This is a genomic window from Streptomyces albus subsp. albus (assembly GCF_000719865.1).
In the GTDB taxonomy this organism is placed as follows: Bacteria; Actinomycetota; Actinomycetes; order Streptomycetales; family Streptomycetaceae; genus Streptomyces; species Streptomyces albus_E.
On sequence record NZ_JOID01000002.1, the window covers coordinates 171,114 to 189,524 of the forward strand.

Annotated in this window: 9 protein-coding genes and 1 pseudogene; 4 read left to right on the plus strand and 6 right to left on the minus strand. The window is 72.4% G+C overall.

Annotated features, from left to right (window positions below):
* Positions 1-119: 119 nt before the first annotated feature.
* Together IF83_RS33580 and IF83_RS0103020 are read right to left on the minus strand one after the other, a co-directional pair.
* Complete coding sequence (locus IF83_RS33580) at positions 120-563, minus strand: hypothetical protein (RefSeq protein WP_158710985.1); 444 nt, start codon at positions 561-563, stop codon at positions 120-122.
* A gap of 799 nt (positions 564-1,362) precedes the next feature.
* A complete protein-coding gene (locus IF83_RS0103020; protein WP_107046689.1) occupies positions 1,363-2,466 on the minus strand; it encodes a PucR family transcriptional regulator in 1,104 nt (367 codons plus the stop codon).
* Positions 2,467-2,708: 242 nt separating this feature from the next.
* Between IF83_RS0103020 and IF83_RS0103025 the strand changes: the two genes are divergently transcribed.
* From IF83_RS0103025 to IF83_RS0103035, 3 genes and pseudogenes are all read left to right on the plus strand, one after another.
* Complete coding sequence (locus IF83_RS0103025; protein ID WP_030542436.1) at positions 2,709-3,326, plus strand: hypothetical protein; 618 nt, start codon at positions 2,709-2,711, stop codon at positions 3,324-3,326.
* 172 nt (positions 3,327-3,498) lie between these two features.
* Positions 3,499-5,568 (plus strand): SPFH domain-containing protein, encoded by a 2,070-nt coding sequence (locus tag IF83_RS0103030; protein WP_030542437.1) that lies wholly within the window; start codon positions 3,499-3,501, stop codon positions 5,566-5,568.
* A 553-nt stretch (positions 5,569-6,121) separates the two neighbouring features.
* A pseudogene (locus tag IF83_RS0103035) lies at positions 6,122-11,419 on the plus strand (DNA repair ATPase); the annotation flags it as partial.
* Between the two features lie 99 nt (positions 11,420-11,518).
* Here the strand turns inward: IF83_RS0103035 and IF83_RS31585 are convergent.
* Positions 11,519-11,791, minus strand: coding sequence for a GlsB/YeaQ/YmgE family stress response membrane protein (locus IF83_RS31585; RefSeq protein WP_030542528.1), 273 nt, complete (start codon positions 11,789-11,791; stop codon positions 11,519-11,521).
* A gap of 339 nt (positions 11,792-12,130) precedes the next feature.
* Here IF83_RS31585 and IF83_RS0103045 point away from each other — a divergent pair, with 339 nt between their 5' ends.
* Positions 12,131-12,589 (plus strand): ATP-binding protein, encoded by a 459-nt coding sequence (locus IF83_RS0103045; protein WP_030542439.1) that lies wholly within the window; start codon positions 12,131-12,133, stop codon positions 12,587-12,589.
* A 268-nt stretch (positions 12,590-12,857) separates the two neighbouring features.
* Here IF83_RS0103045 and fxlM read toward each other — a convergent pair whose 3' ends face one another.
* The 3 genes from fxlM to IF83_RS0103060 form a co-directional block, all read right to left on the minus strand.
* Positions 12,858-14,078, minus strand: a complete 1,221-nt coding sequence (gene fxlM, locus IF83_RS0103050; RefSeq protein WP_030542440.1) for a methyltransferase, FxLD system — start codon at positions 14,076-14,078, stop codon at positions 12,858-12,860.
* Positions 14,079-14,169: 91 nt separating this feature from the next.
* Positions 14,170-15,345 carry a lanthionine synthetase C family protein gene (locus tag IF83_RS31590; RefSeq protein WP_107046690.1) on the minus strand — a complete coding sequence of 392 codons (1,176 nt, stop codon included), beginning with the start codon at positions 15,343-15,345 and terminating at the stop codon, positions 14,170-14,172.
* A complete protein-coding gene (locus tag IF83_RS0103060) occupies positions 15,324-18,368 on the minus strand; it encodes a lantibiotic dehydratase (protein ID WP_030542442.1) in 3,045 nt (1,014 codons plus the stop codon). Before IF83_RS0103060 ends, IF83_RS31590 begins: the two co-directional genes overlap by 22 nt.
* Between the last annotated feature and the right edge of the window lie 43 nt (positions 18,369-18,411).

The window sequence follows — 18,411 nt, forward strand, 5'->3', positions numbered from 1 at the left end:
GACATCAAGCAGCACAGGGCGCAGAGATCCCCAAACCATGACCTCGAAATGCTTCTTGAAATGCTTTCCCGTTCATGAATTTTCCGTTCTGATCTCCAACGCAGGCTGCATTCCATGGCCTACAAATTCCGCAGCAGGGGGTTCGACAGGATGCTGCCGACGCCGGAAAGCTCGACGAATGCGATCGCGCACATGGTTCTCTCGGAAATGTCGTCGGTCTCCCACCGGTGAATGCCTGAACGCCTGGCCCGGACAGTTCCGTTCTGGTCTTCCAGGGTCATCTGAAGCCCGCGCCGTCTGACCCCCAGCGACTCGCCTTCCGGGAAAACGAAGTCGATCGCTCTGCGTCTGGATCTGTATGAGCTTCGAGCTTTTACCCTGCATGGGGATCCACAGATAAGGGCGTCGATTCCGTCGCGTACCCGGCGGTTCACGTAGGCGGGTGCCGCGAGCGCGAAAAATGTCGCAATAATTGATTCGTTGAAATGGATCTCCCAGTCCTCGTGTTTGTTGGCCAGGGATTCCGGGGTTCGTCCCGTCGAAGGGGATCGGATGAGCGACATTCTTCCGACGGGTGTTTCGACGTGGACGTGGCGTCGTCTCGTTGTCGCGGGATCTGCCCAGGTGGTGAGGGGAACATCCAGTGTGGGAGATATGAAAAATTTCACTGAGTGATTTCCCGTGTTTCGGGCAGGTGTTGTCCGAGTTGGATCGGTGCGTGGGAATCGCTCGTGTGGCAAGCGGTGCGGGAGTTCATCTCTTTTCGGTCGACCGCCAGGAGGATGACGCCTACTGTGGTGACCAGGAAGCCGTAAGCGGTCATCACCTCGGCAAGGCGCTGGAGATGTGCTCCCCGTTCTGTTCCCGAGGTTCCGAGCGTGATTCCCGAAATTGAGAACAGGCATCCGATGAGCAGTGGTGTCGCTCGGTGGATCTTCCGGCTGGTACTGCCGTACCGCCGGCGCCTCACCCCGATCCACATGAGGAAGGGAGCCGCAACCAGCGGTATCCCTGCCGACTGCCATAGGGGGTCCAATGAGAGGGTGAGAGTCGTTGTGCCGCAGATCCATACCGATGCCAGGATCGCTGTGGCTGTGCCGGAGAACGACCTGATCGTGCTGTGCCCGGCGCGTTCCGTGGCGCGCAGCCTCACCCCCTCACCCCCTGTGTGGTGCCGAAGCCCTTTGATGCTCGGCGTCGCCCCCGGATGCCTGTGGCCCTGGAGCGCCTTCCGCGGTCCACAGCGATGGAACCACTCGGGACGCGCTGACCGCCACCCCGTGGACGTGGAACGCCCTGTCGTTGTCCTGGTGGCCTCGCGGGTGGGGGCCGTCCGGCGCAAGCCGTTCCGGCGTCCAGGAGTCAGAGCTTCTGGACCGGCCAGTCCAGGAGGCGGGCGCCTATCACCGCTGTCTGGAGGGTATAGCGGTGCATCGGGTCGGACGGGTCCGAGCCGGTCAGTTCGTGGATGCGGGCCAGGCGGTAGGTGAGGGCGCGAACGCTGAGGGAGAGGCGGCGGGCCGTCTCCGCCGCCACGCAGCCCGCGTCGAAGTACGCGGAGAGGGTGCGCAGCATGGGCTCGGCGCCGCCGCGGGCCTTCTCCAGCGGGCCGAGCGTGGTGCGGACCAGGTCGGCCATCGCCTGCCGGTCGCGGCTCAGCACCGGGTACACCAGCAGGTCGGCGGCGCGCAGCAGGGGGCCCGGGAGGCCCATGCGGTCGGCCAGTTCGAGGGCGGTGAGCGCCTCCTCGTAGCTGTGGACGACGCCGCCCGGCCCGGGGTGGGAGCGGCCGACGGCCACCCGCTCCGTACTGCCGCCGCCCATGGCGACGTGGGCCTGCTTGGCGAAGTGGCGGACGACCTCCTCGTGGTTGCCCGGTGCCACCAGGACGATCCGGCCGTCCTTCGTCGTCAGCAGGATGCGCCGGTCCCCGAAGCGGGCGAGCAGGGCCGCCTCCACGCGGCGCGTCACCGGGTGGGTCTCGTCGTAGAGGTCGGGGCCGTCGGCGACGGCGACGGTGTGCTCGTGCGCGAGGCGCAGGCCGAGCCGTTCGGCGCGTTCCGCGAGGCGGCCGAGGTCGCTGCGGCCGTAGAGGAGGTCGTCGATGAACTCCCGGCGGGCCGCCTCCTCCTGGCGGACGGCGAGGCGCTGGGCGCGTTCGTAGCCCTCGGCGACGGCGTCGATGGTCTGCTGGGTGGCGGCCAGGACGCAGTCCACGACCGTGCTCAGTTCCCGGACGCCGTTCGCGGCGGCGGCGCCGGGCAGGGCGGACCACGTGGCGCGGGTCGCGTCGAGGTGCTCCGCGACCAGCCGGCGCAGCCCGTAGCCCCGTTCGGCGGCGCGTTCACCGGCCCGGCGCCGGGAGGCGAGTTCGTCGCGGGTGAGGCGGCGTCCGGTGGCGGAGACCTCGGCGAGTATCCCGGCGTAACCGGCCAGGAAGTCGTCCCGGTCCGGCTCTTCCTCCACGGGTGTCACAGGCCCCCCTCTGCTGTGCGTCCGGCGCACCGGTGTTCGCGGAGCGGTGGCTCCCCGGCATGGGATCAACCCTAAAGGTTGCCGGAAACCGGCAATGTGCCGGGTCCGGGTCGGCTGTCAGGATGGGTGCCACGGGGAAACGGGGGCTGCCCCGGTGCCGGACTCCGGAAGGGATCCGGCACCGGGGCTGTGCTTCCCCGCTGACGGTGCGCGGAGTGAGAGGACGGAACCCGGTGGCTGAATTCCTGGCGGCGGCAGTGGCCTTCCCGACCGTTCTGTTCAGCTCCGCGGTCATCGTCATCGCCGTCTTCTGGCTGCTGGTGGGGATCGGCACGGCCGAGCACGACATCTTCGACGGGGACGTGGACTCCGGGGCGCTGGGCCTCGGCGGGGTCCCGGTCGCGGTGGCCTTCTCCCTGCTGGTGCCGGTCGCCTGGCTCACCTGCCTCACCGGCACCGTCCTCCTGGACCGCACGGGCCTCGCCGGGCTCGGCCGCGGCGCCGCCTCCGTGGGGCTGCTGGTCGCGGCGCTGCTGCTCTCCTGGTGGGTGACCGCGCTGCTGGTGCGGCCGCTGCGCCGGGTCCTCGGCGCCGGGCCCGAGCCGTCGCGGCAGGACTTCGTCGGTCTCACCTGCACCATCCGCACCGGCTCCGTCGGACCCGGCTTCGGCCAGGCCGAGGTGGCCGCGCGGGACGGCTCCACCGCTCTCGTGCAGGTCCGGCAGACCGGCCGGGATCCCGGCCTCACCGCCGGGTCGACCGCGCTGCTCTACGCCTATGACGAGGAACGGGAGTTCTTCTGGGCCGCGCCGTACGATCCGGCGCTCGATCCCCGCAGTACGGCCGCCTGACGGCCGTAGCGCGAACGCCGGTTCTCCGGCCCTGAGGCTCTGACCTCCGGGGCCCGCCCCGGCCTGTCCTCCTCCGCCCCGCCGGGAGCGCGTGCCGTGCCGGCCTCCGCCCCGGGCCGCCTCCCCCGCTTGTTCTTTCCGCTCACCTCATCTCTGCCGCAAGGGACTTCCGATGGATGCCATCACCCTGGGCATCGGCGTGTTCATCGCCGTCGTGCTCCTCGTCGTCATCGCGCTCGTCTTCGTCATCAGCCGGCTGTTCCGCAAGGTGGAGCAGGGCAAGGCGCTGATCGTCTCGAAGATGCGCAAGGTCGACGTCACGTTCACCGGGCAGGTCGTGCTGCCCGTGCTCCACCGTGCCGAGATCATGGACATCTCGGTGAAGACCATCGAGATCGGCCGCACCGGCCGTGAGGGGCTGATCTGCCGGGACAACATCCGGGCCGACATCCGGATCTCGTTCTTCGTCCGCGTCAACAAGACCGTGGAGGACGTCATCAAGGTCGCCCAGGCGATCGGAACCGAACGCGCCAGCGATCGGGCGACGCTCCAGGAACTCTTCAACGCCAAGTTCTCCGAGGCGCTCAAGACCGTCGGCAAGCAGCTCGACTTCGCCGACCTCTACACCAAGCGGGACGAGTTCCGGGACCGGATCATCCAGGTCATCGGCACCGACCTCAACGGCTACAGCCTGGAGGACGCGGCCATCGACTACCTGGAGCAGACCCCGCTCCAGCAGCTCGACCCGGCCAACATCCTCGACGCCCAGGGCATTCGCAAGATCACCGAGCTGACCGCCATCGAGCACGTCCGCACCAACGAGTTCCAGCGGCAGGAGGAGAAGGAGATCACCCGGCAGAACGTGGACGCCCGGGAGGCCGTCCTCGAACTGGAGCGCCGGCAGGCGGACGCCGAGATCAAGCAGCGCCGGGAGATCGAGACCGTACGGGCCCGCGAGGAGGCCGAGACCGCCCGCGTCATGGAGGAGGAACGGCTGCGCTCCCAGGCCGCGTTCCTGCGCACCGAGGAGCAGCTCGGCGTCCAGCGGGAGAACCAGCAGCGCGAGGTGGAGGTCGCGGGCAAGAACCGCGAACGGGTCATCGCCATCGAGTCCGAGCGGATCGAGAAGGACCGGTTGCTGGAGGTCATCGCCCGGGAGCGGGAGACGCAGCTCACCCGGATCGCCGCCGAGAAGGAGGTCGAGGCGGAGAAGCGGGACATCGCCGAGGTGATCCGGGAGCGCGTCGCCGTCGACCGCACCGTCGCCGAGCAGGAGGAGAGCATCAAGCGGCTGCGCGCCGTCGAGGAGGCCGAGCGGGAGCGGCAGGCCCTCGTCATCGCCGCCGAGGCGCAGGCGCAGGAGAAGCTCGTCAAGGACATCAAGGCCGCCGAGGCCGCGGAGCAGGCCGCCGCGCACCGGGCCGCCGAGGAGCTGACCCTCGCCGAGGCCCGCCAGAAGACGGCGGAGATGGACGCCCGCGCCAAGGCGCGCCTCGCCGAGGGCATCCAGGCGGAGGAGGCCGCGGCCGGGCTCGCCCGGGTGCAGGTGCGGGAGAAGGAGGCCGAGGCCATCGAGAAGACCGGGCTGGCCGAGGCGCAGGCCACCGAGGCGCGGCTGCGGGCCGAGGCGGAGGGGGCCCGGGCCAGGGCGCTGGCCGAGGCCGAGGCCATCGGCGGCAAGCTGAAGGCGGAGGCCGAGGGGCTCACCGAGAAGGCCGCGGCCATGGCGGCGCTCGACGCCGCGTCGCGGGAGCACGAGGAGTACCGGCTGCGGCTGGAGGCGGAGAAGGACATCCGGCTGGCCGGCCTGGAGACGCAGCGGCAGGTGGCCGAGGCCCAGGCGACGGTGCTGGCCACCGGCCTGGAGAGCGCGGACATCTCCATCGTCGGCGGCGAGAGCGCCTTCTTCGACCGGATCGCGGGCGCGGTCACGCTCGGCAAGAGCGTCGACGGGTTCGTGGCCAACTCCGGGACGGCGCGGGCGCTGGCCGGGCCGTGGCTGAACGGCGAGGCGTCCTTCACCGAGGACCTCACCCGCGTCCTGGGCTCGGTGGGCTCGGCCGACGTACGGGATCTGACGGTGTCGGCGCTGCTGATGAAGCTGATGAAGGCCGGTGGCGGCGAGGGCGCCCGGGCGGGCGGCCTCCGGGAACTCCTGGACACCGCCGAGCGGCTGGGCCTCGCGGACCTGCCGGTGGCCGGCCCCGCTCTGAACGGGGCGGGGACGAAGACCGCCGCGTAGCGCGGCACGGCGCGCGCCCCGGACGGGGGTCGGGGCGCGCGCCGGTCCCGGCCTGAGAGGGGGCGTGCACGGCGGGAGGCGACGGGGGTGTCGCCCGCCGTGCCGCCTGCTCAACGGGACGGTGGATCCGCACGGTTGTCCGTTCGCGGGTCCGGCGCCGGGCGGTACTCCAAGTCCTCCCGGAACGGTGGGCGGGGCACCACGGGGGTGTGCCCCGCCCACCGCCGGGGCGGAGATCGGCGCCGGCCCGGTGGCCGAGTCCCGGCCGGTGGCCCGCACGGGGCCGGTGACGGCGCACCGTCGGACGTGGCGGAACCGGCCCGGTGCAGGGGCCGGAGCCCGCCGGCGGTGGCGGGACCACACAGCGGAGCCCCGCACGGAATGTGCGGAAGGCGGCGGGTGCGGCCCCGCCGTGACGGAAGCAGGACCCGGCCGGGACGGACCGGCGGGTGGAACGGGCTGAGAGGTCGATGTGGGCACGGAGCGGGAGCGGCGGCAGAGCGGCGCGGGTGGCGCGGGTGGCGCGGGTGGCGCCGGCGGCGCGACGGAAGCGGTGGACGCCGGCAAGGAAACGGCCGGCGCCCGGACGGAAGCCGTCGACGCCGGCACCCACGAGGTGCTGCGGGCCCGGCTCGCGGCGCAGGCCCGGGAGCTGGCGCGGCGTGCCGAGGCGCTCAACGAGCGGCGCGCGGCCGTCTTCGGCACCGGCGGGCTGCGGCTCCTCGGCACCGGGACGGTGCGCACCCGGCAGCCGGGGGTGGTCCGGGACGTCGTCGCGGTCGGCGGCCGGCTGCTGGTGGGCGCCAACACCGCCGCCGACGGGGCCGTCCTCACGGCGTACGGGCTCGAACGGCACGGCGACGGCGGTGACGGCAGCCACGGCGGCGACGGCAGCGGCAGCGGTGACGCCGGCAGCAACGGCAGCGGTGACGGCCACGGCGGCCACGGCGGCCGCAGCGGTGAGGCCGGCAGCGACGGCACAGGCGACGCCAGCGGTGACGGCCACGGCGGCCACGGCAGCGGCTTCGCCCTCGCCGAGCGGGACGCGGACCCGGTCCTGGACGACCCCGGCTTCGTACGGGAGTTCGCCGAGCTGCGCCGTTACTACCGTGACGCCGAACTGCTGCGGCTCCGCCGGACCGGGGAGAAACTGCTCGCCGTCTTCCGCACCGGCCCCACCGACACCCGCGTACTGCGGTGGCGGCTGGCCGACGGCGGTACGGCCGGCGGAACAGCGGACGGAACGGCCGAGTTCCTCGACGGGCGCGGCGACCGCGACGACACCGCCGAGCCCGCACACGACGTCACCTGGACCGAGGCCGGCCGCGAGGACCACGTCCTCGGCCGGCACCCGCACGTCCGCGTCACCGACGGCCTGTACGTGTCCTGCGTGGGCGGCGCCCTGGTGCTCAAGACGGCGGACGACACGGAGACCCCCGGCGGCATCCTGAGCGAGCCCGTCGACGAGCCGCTGCAGTCGCTCGCCGACGCGGCGGTGGCGCACGCCCGGGTCGGCCCGCTGGTGCTGCTGCGCGTCCGCCCGTACAAGGAGGAGACCGACCGGTACTACGTGTTCAACAGCACCACCGGGAGCGCGGTGCGCCTCGACGGCATCGGCGACGCCTGCCGCCGCCTCCCCGGCGACGAGGGCATCGTCTTCCCCGGCGGCTACTGCCTGGCGACCGGCACCGTGCGGACGTTCGACGCCGCGGACACCTCCGGCCTGGCCTTCGAACGCACCGTGCGCTCCCCGAACGGCGAGGACGTGCTGTACGCGTTCCGGGACCGGGCGCGGGGCCGTGCGCTGCTGCTGTCGTACAACGTCATCCGCAAGGAGGTCGCCCCTCCGCTGGCTTGCCGCGGCCACGCCCTGTTCGACGACGGCACCCTCGTCGTGCTGCGCGAGCGGGAGGACGACGAGGCCGCCCGCGTGCACCCGGTGCAGCTCTGGCACACCCCCTACACCTCCGACACCCACGCGGCGTCCCACCCGCCGGCCGGGGGCGGTGCGCTGGCCCGGATCGGCAACGCCGATCTGGTGGGCGGCATTTCCGCCTGCCTGGGCGTGGTGCGCGCCGTTGAGGACAGCGGCCCGGCCGCGGCCGTGTACCGCACCCTGGCCGAGTCCTGCGAGCGGGTCGCGGACCGGTACCACTGGCTGGCCGCCGGCGACTGCGGCGCGCTGCACGAGCCGCTGACCGCGCTGCGGGACACCGCCCGCCGGGCGCTCGGCGAGTTCGAGGCCGTCACCGCACTCAAGCGGCGGGCCGCCGAGGCGCTGGAGGAGACGGCGGAGCACATCGCCTCCGTGGTCCGCAGGGTGCGCGGCGAGTCCCCGGCGGACGCCGGCGAGTGGATCGCCCGGCTGACGGAGCTCCGCCGCTGCTGGGGCCGCCTCGAAAGCGTGCGCGAGCTGCGGTACGCGGACGGGGAGCGGATCACCGAGCTGGCCGCCGCGCTGGAGCACGATCTGGAGTCCGCCGGGCAGCGGGCCGTCGCCTTCCTCGGCCGCCCCGAGGCCTTCGCCGCCCAGCACGAGGAGACCGCCGCCCTGACGGACGCCGCCGACCGGGCCGGAACGGTCGCCGAGGCGGAGCCGCTCGGCGCCCGCCTGGACGCGCTTGCCGAGGACCTGCGCACCGTCACCGAGGTCGTCGGCGGCCTCGACATCGCCGACGCCACCGTCCGCACCGTCATCCTGGAACGGATCGCCGAGACCCTCGGCGGCGTCAACCGCGCCCGCGCCGTGCTCGCCGCCCGCCGCCGCGCACTGCTGGACCACGAGGGCCGGGCCGCCTACGCCGCCGAGTTCGCCCTCCTCGGCCAGGCCGCCACCGCCGCGCTGGCCGCCGCCTCCACCCCGGAGAGCTGCGAGGAGCAGCTCGCCGGACTGCTGCTGCGGATCGAACAGGCGCAGGCGCGGTTCGCCGCGTTCGACGACTTCACCGCCGAACTGGACGCCAAACGGGCCGAGGTGGAGGAGGCGTTCGCCGGCCGCGCCCAGAGCCTGCGGGACGCCCGCGCCCGGCACGCCGGACGGCTGGCGGACTCCGCGGGCCGCGTCCTCGACACCGTCCGCCGCCGCGCCGCCGCCCTGGACGGCCCGGAGGCCGTGCACACCTTCTTCGCCACCGACCCCATGGCCGCCAGGGTGCGCGCCACCGCCGAGGAGCTGGACGGGCTCGGCGACACCGTACGCGCGGAGGAGCTGCGGGGCCGCCTCAAGGCCGCCCGCGAGGAGGCCGCCCGCGCGCAGCGCGACCGCGCCGACCTGTACGGCGACGGCGGCGGCACCATCCGCCTCGGCCGGCACCGCTTCGCGGTCACCACCCGGCCCGCCGGGCTCGCCCTGCTGCCGTCCGGCGACGGGATGTCCCTCGCGCTCACCGGCACGGACTACCGGGAGCCCGTCACCGACCCGGAGTTCGCGGCCACCCGGCCGTACTGGGGCCAGACGCTGCCCTCCGAGACCCCGGAGGTCTACCGCGCGGAGCACCTCGCCGCGACCGTCCTGCACACGGAGGACGAGGACCGGCTGCGGAAGGCGGCCGCCGAGGAGGGCGGGCTGCTCGCGCTGGTGCGCGAGGCGGCCCACGCCGCGTACGACGAGGGCCACGAGCGCGGGGTCCACGACCACGACGCGGCCCTGCTGCTGGCCGCCCTGCTGCGGCTGCGCGCGGACGCCGGGCTGCTCCACCACGGCGGAGAGGCGCGCGCGGCGGCCCAGCTGTTCTGGGCGCACGGCACGACGCCGCGGGCCCGTACGGCCTGGGCGCGGCGGGCCGCGTCGCTGGCGCGCGCCCGGGCGGTGTTCGGGAGTGCGCCGGAGATCGGCGAACTGGTGGCCGAACTGGCCGCCGCCCTGGCCGCGTTCGAGGCGGAGAGCGGCGGCGCGGGGGCCGGCGTCGCGGTGGACGCGGAGCCGGGCACGGGGACGGACCGGATGCCGGGCAGGTCGACGGCCGGGGCGACGGCTGGGGTGACAGACGGAGGAGCGGCAACGGGCCCGGGCCCGGACGGGCCGCCGCCCGGCGGTGCGGCCGGGGCCCATGGGCCGGGACAGACACCGGGACCAGGTCAGGGACGGGCAGCGGGGCAGGGACAGCACCGCGGCCCGGCCGGCCGGGAGGTGGCGGGCCACCACCGGAGCGCCGCCGCGTACCTGTTCGAGGAACTGGCCGCGGAGCCGGACGGGTTCGTCAGCGGCCCCGGCGCCCGGCGGCTGACCGCCGCCTTCCGGGACTCGGCGGCCGGCCCGGGCTGCGCCGAGGACCTGGCCGCGCTCGGCGACGACCTCCCGGCCCGCCGTCAGCTCGCCGAGGCCTGGCTGCGCTCGCACGCCCGGGCCTCGGGCGGCGCGGCGGACGGCGATCTCGCCGAGGCGGTTGCCGCCGAGCTCTGCCCGGACCTGCCCCGCTACCCGTGCGACGCCGCCACGGAGGTCACCGTCCACGGACTGCTGGGCGAGCACCCGCGCGTCGCCGGCGGCGCACTGCGGCTGCGGCTGGACGAATTCCTGGACCGCACGCGGAGGTTCCGCGAGGAGCGCGTGCCGGGCTTCCGTGCCTACCAGCGGCGGCGGACCGCCCTGGTGGCCCGCGAGCGGGCCCGGCTGCGGCTGGACGAGTTCCGGCCGAGGCCGCTGACCGGCTTCGTCCGCAGCCGGCTGATCGACGAGGTGTATCTGCCGCTCGTCGGCGACAACCTCGCCCAGCAGCTCGGCGCGGCGGGCGACGCCAAGCGCACCGACAGCAGCGGTCTGCTGCTTCTGCTCTCGCCGCCCGGCTACGGCAAGACCACGCTCATGGAGTACGTCGCCGACCGGCTCGGGCTGATGTTCGTCAAGATCGACGGACCGGCGCTCGGCCGCTCCGTCACCTCGCTCGACCCGGCACAGGCCCCCGACGCGACCGCGCGGCAGGAGGTCGAGAAGATCAACTTCGCGCTGGCGGCGGGCAACAACGTCCTGCTGTACCTGGACGACATCCAGCACACCTCACCCGAGCTGCTGCAGAAGTTCATCCCGCTCTGCGACGCCCAGCGCCGGATCGACGGGGTGCACGGCGGCCGGCCGCGCCGCTACGACCTGCGCGGCAAGCGCTTCGCGGTCTGCATGGCCGGCAATCCGTACACCGAGTCCGGGCAGCGCTTCCGGGTGCCGGACATGCTGGCGAACCGCGCAGACGTGTGGAACCTCGGCGATGTGCTCACCGGCCGGGAGGACGTCTTCGCGCTCAGCTTCGTCGAGAACGCGCTGACCGCCAACCCGGTGCTGGCCCCGCTCGCCGGCCGGGACCGCGCGGACCTCGAACTGCTCGTCCGGATCGCCGGCGGGGACGGCGGCGCACGGCCCGACCGGCTCGCCCACCCGTACCCGCCCGCCGAGCTGGAGCGGATCACGGCCGTGCTGCGGCTGCTGCTTGCGGCGCGCCGCACCGTCCTCGCCGTCAACGCCGCGTACATCGCCTCGGCCGCCCGGTCCGACGCCTCCCGCACCGAGCCGCCCTTCCGGCTCCAGGGCTCCTACCGCGACATGAACAAGCTGGCGGAGCGGATCGTCCCCGTGATGAACGGCGCCGAACTGGAGGCGCTGCTCGACGACCACTATGCGGCCGAGGCGCAGACCCTCCACGGCGAGGCGGAGTTCAACCTGCTGAAGCTGGCGGAACTGCGCGGCCGGCTCACCCCGGACCAGGAGGCCCGCCGCCGGGAGATCGTGGACGGCTATCTCCGGGACCGGGCGCTGGGCGGCGCCGGGCAGGACCCGCTGGCGCGGGCGGTGGGCGCCCTGGGGCTGCTGGCGGACCGGGTGGCGGCCGTGGAGGCGGCCATCACCCGCAGCGGCCGGCCGGGGACGCCCCCGGCTCCCGCGGCGGCGGTCGCTACGGCCCCGGCGGGGGCTTCCACGACGGCTCCGGCGCCGTCCGGACCGGGGGCATCCGCGGCGGCGTCAGCGGCGTTCGCGGGAGTGGCCGAAGAGGATCCGGTACGCGATCAGCAGGACCAGCGAACCGGCGACGGCGGCCACCCACAGGGCCGGGTCGTAGAAGTCCTTGTCGATGGGGCGGTCCAGGTACTCGGAGGACAGCCAGCCGCCGATGAAGGCGCCGGCGATGCCGATCAGGGTGGTGCCGAGGAGGCCGCCCGGGTCGCGTCCGGGCAGCAGAACCTTGGCCACCACTCCCGCGATCAGGCCGAGGACGATCCAACTGACGATGCTCATGGGCGAGTTCTCCCCGTGTGATAGCGATATACGCGGCTGATCATCTCCGCGATGGCACGGTTGCGGACACTACAACGACGCTTCCGGTCGGCTTGCCGGTGCATCCGGTCAAGACCAGTGGGCAGCGGAGCAATTTCGGTTACGCATGGTGTTGGTTGATGACTCCGAGTAGTCTCAGTCCGGCACTGAAGGCAAGGAGCCCGTGCCGAACGCTGCGGATGTGAGGACGGGCGGGGCGCATCACCGCACCCGGCCACGCGGCCGTGCCCGTCCCCCGGACCCGGCGGCCGGTGCGGGGGCAGCGGCGGCCGGGCCGATGGAGGTCGAGGTGGCGAGGCCATGAGCGTGCGGACGGACGAACCACCGCGCGAACCCCGAGCGCCGCGCGCACCGTTGCTGGAGCTGTCCTTCGGCGGGGAGGACGTCCCCGGAATCCGGCATCGCGTCGGTGCGTGCGCGGAGGAGGCGGGCCTGCCGGAGCCGCGGCGCAGCGACTTCGTCCTCGCCGTCCACGAAGTGGCCTGCAACGCCGTCGAACACGGCGGGGGCAAGGGGCGTCTGGTCCTCGAACTCGCCGGCGGCATGCTCCACTGCCGGGTGAGTGACGAGGGCCCCGGCTTCACCGCGGACATCGTCCCGGCGGAGGCGCCCGGAGAGCCGGCGGGGGAGAGCGGCCGGGGCCTGTGGCTCTCCCGGCTGCTGACGGACCGTCTGGACATCGCACCGGGCGTGGTGGGCGTGGTGGTCACGCTCGTGATGGACCTGAGCGGCGGGGCGGCGGACGCGGACGGGCGGTGAGCGCCGGGCCGTGCGCACCGGATCACGGCAACCCCCTGTCCCGGCTCTGCTTGTTGGCTTCGGCCGGCGCTCAAGTCGTGGGCAGGCTCGGGAAGCGGCTCGACTCCGGCGACGGGCACCGTCCACTCACGTCCGCCTGCCGGGGCCTGAGCCACACGTACCCGCCCATACGGTCCACCACGACGCCTACGCGGTTCTCCTGGACGTCTCGCGCGAGCGTCCCCACTTTCCCTGAGCTGCATGGGGAAGCGTGTGGTGGAGGTGAGGATCAGTACGTGATGACCAAGCGGCCTGATGGCTTGTCGATGACGTGTCCGCCGGCCATCTTCTCGGCGGGAGTTCCCGCCGGGTAGGCGGTGATCGACGGCGGCAGGGTGCGGTCGTCGTCCCAGGCGCGCAGTTGCACGCCCAGTCGCTCGGCCAGTTCCTGGCCGGCCGGCCCGTACCCGGCGGCGCCCAGCCGATACCGCTTGCTGCCCTGAACGTCCACCGGTTCGAGAACCAGGTACGCCAGGGAGTCGCCTTCGACCAGGGCAGGGCTCAGAGCGGGGATGGCCGGGCGATGGAGGCCGGCGGCGCCGGCGAAGGCCTCGGGGCGGACGGTGATGCGGCAGGTCGCCGGATCCACTGCGCTGAGACGGAGCCAGATCCCGTCGAGGGGTTCGTCCGGTGCGACGGCTACGTTGGTCCACAGAAGGTGTTCCTTCGCCTCGGCCAGGCTTCTACGCAGGCTGAGCGTGTGGATGGGCTGGTCGGCGTCCCAGTACAGCTTGACCAGGCGGTCCTCGTCGACGTAGCCCTCACGTTCGCCGTCCTGGCCGATCATCGGCAGGAAGCCGCAGGTGGCCAGAGACTCCGAGCGCAGGCAATCGGCCTCGCGGACGAAGGCGATGCTGCGGGTCAGGCCGCGCCAGCGCAGCGGAAGTACCAGGCGGCCACCGACGGCCAGCTGATCCCACCAAGGTGCGGGCAGGTCCCATACGCCGACGGTGGCGATCAGCCGGTCGAACGGCGCGTGTTCGGGGGCTCCGAGGGCGCCGTCGCGCGTGAGGACCCGCACGTCGCTGAAGCCGGTCGCGTCGAGGCGCTGCCGCGCGTGGGCGGCGACGTCCTCGTGGTAGTCCAGCGTGGTGACGTTCCCGGTGGGGCCGGTGAGGTGTCGCATGAGCGCGGCGTTGTAGCCGGTGCCCGCGCCGGCTTCCAGAATGTTGTTGCCCGGCTGGATGTCCAGCTGGGCGAGCATGAAGAACACCACGTCGGGCTGTGAGGCGCAGCTGAGGGGCAGGGCGTCGGGGTCCGGGTTGTTCTTGATCGTTACGGCCTGGTTGGCGTAGGCCAGTCCCAGAGACGCCTGGGGAATGAAGTCGTGCCGGGGTACCGTGCGCATCGCGTCCTCGACCCGGGCGTCGTAGAGGCCCGGGAGGCCGGCTTTCACGATCTGGTCGACCAGGCGGTTGCGCAGTTCCTGGGGAGTGCTGTGCTCAGTCATACATGTCCTTCCGGGAGCGCCCGGCTCTTCCTGGCGGAGTGCGGGCAGAGCTTAGCTGCGTCGTGGTGGTGGGACGTGGTGGTGAATCGGGTCAGCCGCTCAACAGCAGGCAGAGGTCCCAACTCCTCTCGGGCGTTGCGAGCTTGGAGTCGTCGAGGTGGACCAGGTCCAGTCCCGCGGTGCCCTCCATGAGCGTGGAGCGGGCCGGTGGGCCGTGCTCTTCGATGTGCGTCGTGAGCCCGGCCCAGAGTCTTGGGAGCAGGTCGGAGAGCTGTCCGTCCTTCTCGTCCTCGGCAGCACGTCGGGTCGCCTGTATGAGCCCCGACCACCCGTGGCACAAGGAAGCATCGGTAAGCAGGGCGAGCTGCTGCGGGTCCAGCAGACATCCGGCGAGTGCCTGCTCCGCGTGCTCCTGGAGCGCGGTGTCGCCGAGCGCGCGCCCGGCGAGCTGCAGCGCACGGGCGATCCCCGGAGTGCCGTAGCACCACGACGGTCGCTTGGGGCCCATGCGCGCGGTACTGCCGCGTCGCTGCTCCTGCAAGTCGATCCACTCCGGCCAGTGGGAGGAGCGCCCATTGCCGGTCCTCCAGTCGTCCAGCCACTGGCAGACGCGAGTCATGGCGCGTTCCTGGCCGGGCACGGTGTAACCGCGCAAAGAGGAGGTGGCGAGAAGCGCAAGGGGCCCGGTGATGCCGTGGGCGAGACCGAAGTTGCCGTGCCCGCCTGCCGGCCACGCGGTCCCCGCTTCGCTGATGCTCCACCAGCCAGGCAGTGTCTGCCCGCCGATGGTGATGGGCTCGCAGAGCTGAACGAGGTAGGACAGGATGCCGTGCAGCTCACCGGCGTTGCCCCGGCGCAGGTGGTAGACGCCGAAGCCGGCGAGTCCGCTGATCAGGTCGAACTCGGCCGTCTTCGCGGTCCGCCCGCTCTCCAGCCGGGCGCGGGCGGCTTCCAGCCGCGAGGTCGTCATGCGCCGTACATGGCCGTCGAGGACAGACTGGAGCCGCTCGGTGGAGGGGGTGTCCGTGAAGGTGAGGACGTAGGCGACTGCTGGGGCGCCCTCGTACAGGCCGAATTGCTCGGGGACCGCCATGATCGGTATACGGAACATGGATTCGGCGCATGCGCGCATCGCTTCCGTATCGCCCACGCCCACAAGCTCTTTGATCGCTTGTAAGAGGGTGATGCCGGCGGCTCCCGAGTAAAGCGACTGCGGCCAGCCGGGCGCTGCCTGGGCCGTGGGGTTCACCGGTGTGCCTCCGACCATGCGAGGCACGCGATGGCAGTCTGGCGGGCGATGCGGCGGCAGGTGTTCTCGTCGTCGCGGTTGACGCCGCGCATCCGGTTGTGGTGCATGTGCAGCAGCGACTCCAGCACCGCATCAACGTCCATAGCGTCGTCCAGATGCTCGCGGTAGCGGGCGAGGGCCTCACCGCGGCGTTGCCACGCGTCGGCGAGGGCCGCGGACCAGCCGCGTGCGGTTGGGTTTCCGGCTCGGATGAGATCGATGGCCTGGTCGGTCGCAGCGCGTCCAGCGGCGGCTGATACCGGGCGTTCGGCCAGCCGGCGCAGGCCCTCGTCATCACCGAGCAGGCCGCAAGCGATGTCGACCATGCCGACGGCCGTGAGCGCGTGACCGTGGGCGCCTGAAGCTGTGGTGCCTGCGAGGGCCGTGACTGCGACGTACGAGTCGGCGACGAACACGGCCTCCGCGCGGGCCAAGGTGCGACCGCTGCCGTAACGGCCGATTTCGGGGGTGTAGGTGGTGAAGGCCAGGTCACTGATCAGGCCGCGGTTGTGCAGTGTCGCCGCCCAAGTGCCGATGGCCTCGGTGTAGGCGCTGCGCTGGCCGGCGCTCGCGGCGCGAACGCGGAGGCGGATGTGGTCCGCACCATGTGGGGTCCGATATCGGATGAACCACCAGTCAGGGTGATCCTGCAGACGAGTGGCGAAGGTGGCCACGCCCTGGGCGAGCAGCTCGTCATGGAGATCGGGGTGTGCGTACAGCTGCACGTTCACCCAAGGCGCGGCGGCTGAGGCGGGGAGGGGGCCGAGCGTGCTGTTGCGCTGCACGGGCAGACGACCGGCGAGGGGATTGGGTGAGGGTGGCCGGGTGCTGGTCATGGGCACGGCCACCTCGTGAACACGGCCGCCGATCCAGCCGAATCCGTCCTCCGGCCGTGCCTCGGTGAGTACGGCCTGCCCGTTACGGTCGAGGTGCTCCCGAAGGATTGCGGCATGTGCTGGCACGTCGAGCATCAGTCGGAGGGCACGGTCGTCGTCGCGTAGCTCGACGGGCCCCTGGCACTGCCACATCTTCCGCCAGGAGGTGAGGGCGTCCATCCACTGACCGCTGTTCTCCTTGGCAGGGGGAAGGCTGTCGGCGGACAGGTACCAGCGGGCCGGCGACAGGATGGTCTTGTCGTAGCGCACGCGCGGCAAGAACGGCAGCCGCTCGGCTTGCGGACCCCAGTCGAACCCGGTCCAGGCGGGGCCGAAGGCCCGGGTCAGGTGGGCGAGGAAGCGGGCAAGGAGCGGCGGCTGCTTCTCCAGCGCCATCGCGTGGAAGACCTGCGGGTCAATGACCCGGCGGCGCGAACGGCTGACGAGGTACAGGCGGTTGGCCGTGGCGGTGACGGCGAGGTCGTCGACGTCGATGACCTCGACCTTCTCACCGGCGGGGCGATGTTCTCCCAGAGAGATCACGCGAGGCAGATACGCAGGGATACGCGCGACGTTCTCAATGTGGGCGTACAGACCCGGGAAGGAGAGCTGGGCAGTGAGCGCACCTCCGATAGTGGGCGGGACTTGGCGGTACACCCCTTCGAGGCCAGAGCCGGTGGCAACCGGGGTGAACCGGGAGGTGAGCGTCCCTGCGCTTCGTGCCGGTGTGACCGTGACCGTGAAGTGGCCCTCTTGCAGGGCCTGCAGATCGCGGGCGTGGACGCGGGCGCACATCTCGACGGAGGAGGGCGCTGCATCGCTCACCGCAGGCGCCCCCGCGATCTGGTCGACCAGCTCGTCGGTGAGCACGATCTCGCGGCTGCCGACAGTGGCTGCCTCCCATGCCACGGCGAGCAGGCGCCCGTCCCGCTCGGACACCACCGGCCTCGCAGCGGGTCTCCGGCTGCCCGGGTACCCGGCCGGGTAGCCGAGCCCGGCCACCGGGTCGATGACGTCCTTGACCGGCACGAGGGTGCCGCTGCCGTAACGCTCCCAGAACGCGGCGTGATAGTCCCGCCACACGCCTTGGCCGGCCGGCTGTCGCGTGAGGCGCAGCAGCGCGTCGGCAGCACGTTCCATCTGCCGTACGACGCTGCGGGGGATCTGCACGTCGGCGTCCAGGACCAGGTCGACGGCGATCGGGCTGCGTGCCGCCGCGGAGACGTCGCGGCAGTTCCTCACGGCTGCCTCGCGCGCGATGTGCTGGTCGCGGGCGGGGGCCGTGTTGTGCTCCCGGAAGGTTTCTTGCACGGCCAGGAGACCATCGAGGATGCCGGTCGCGGAGGGCACACTGTCCGCGTCGATGGCCTTGAGCTCGCCGACGAGGTGGCCCAGCGGATCGGTCTCGGTCATCGGGGCCCGCAGGTTCGTCAGGAGGAACTTCTGTGCCATGAGGGAGGCGATCAGCGCCCGCGCACGTGCGGGATCGGCTTCCGGGAACACCCTGTCGAGCTCGGCGAGCAGCGTGGTGACGGGAACAGGGCGAGTGGTGTGCTTCTCGATGAGTCGTACGACGCGGCTGCGTCGGACGGAGGCGCCCCTCGGACCCCCATGCTGGACGTGCAGTCGGTCCCCGCGGGGCATGGCCAGGGAGTTCAGAATGATGCTCAGGCGGTCCAGGAGCTCCGGGATGGACTCCAGGCGGGTACAGACGTCGTCCAGCCATTCGGTGTCTGCCCGGATGACGGCACGGTGAGCGTCGCCCCACCGCACGTGCGGCTCTCTGCCGATTCCGGCGGCCGCTACCCCAGCGAAGAGGCCGAAGGGCGTCGGGCGCCCGGTGGCGCGCAGAACGTAGGAGACGGTAGCGAGGTAGGCACGCCGTATCTGCCTGGGGTGTACGCGGCGTCCGCTGCGGATGTCGTTCAGCCGCGCGGCCAGATCGCCACTCGCTTGCCGGATCGCGTCGGCGAACACCCGTTGGTGGCAGACGTCTCGCAGCCAATCGCTTACCGCGTCTGTGTCGTGTGGGTCCGGCCATGACGAGGGGAGTGCCGTCAGCGGTGCCGCGGCGGCGCGCAGCAGCGCTGCCCCTGTGTGCTGGTAGACCCTGGTGTGCTTGCCCATCGGTGTCTCCGCCGTTGTGTTCGGAAGGGGGTGGGGCCGGGGG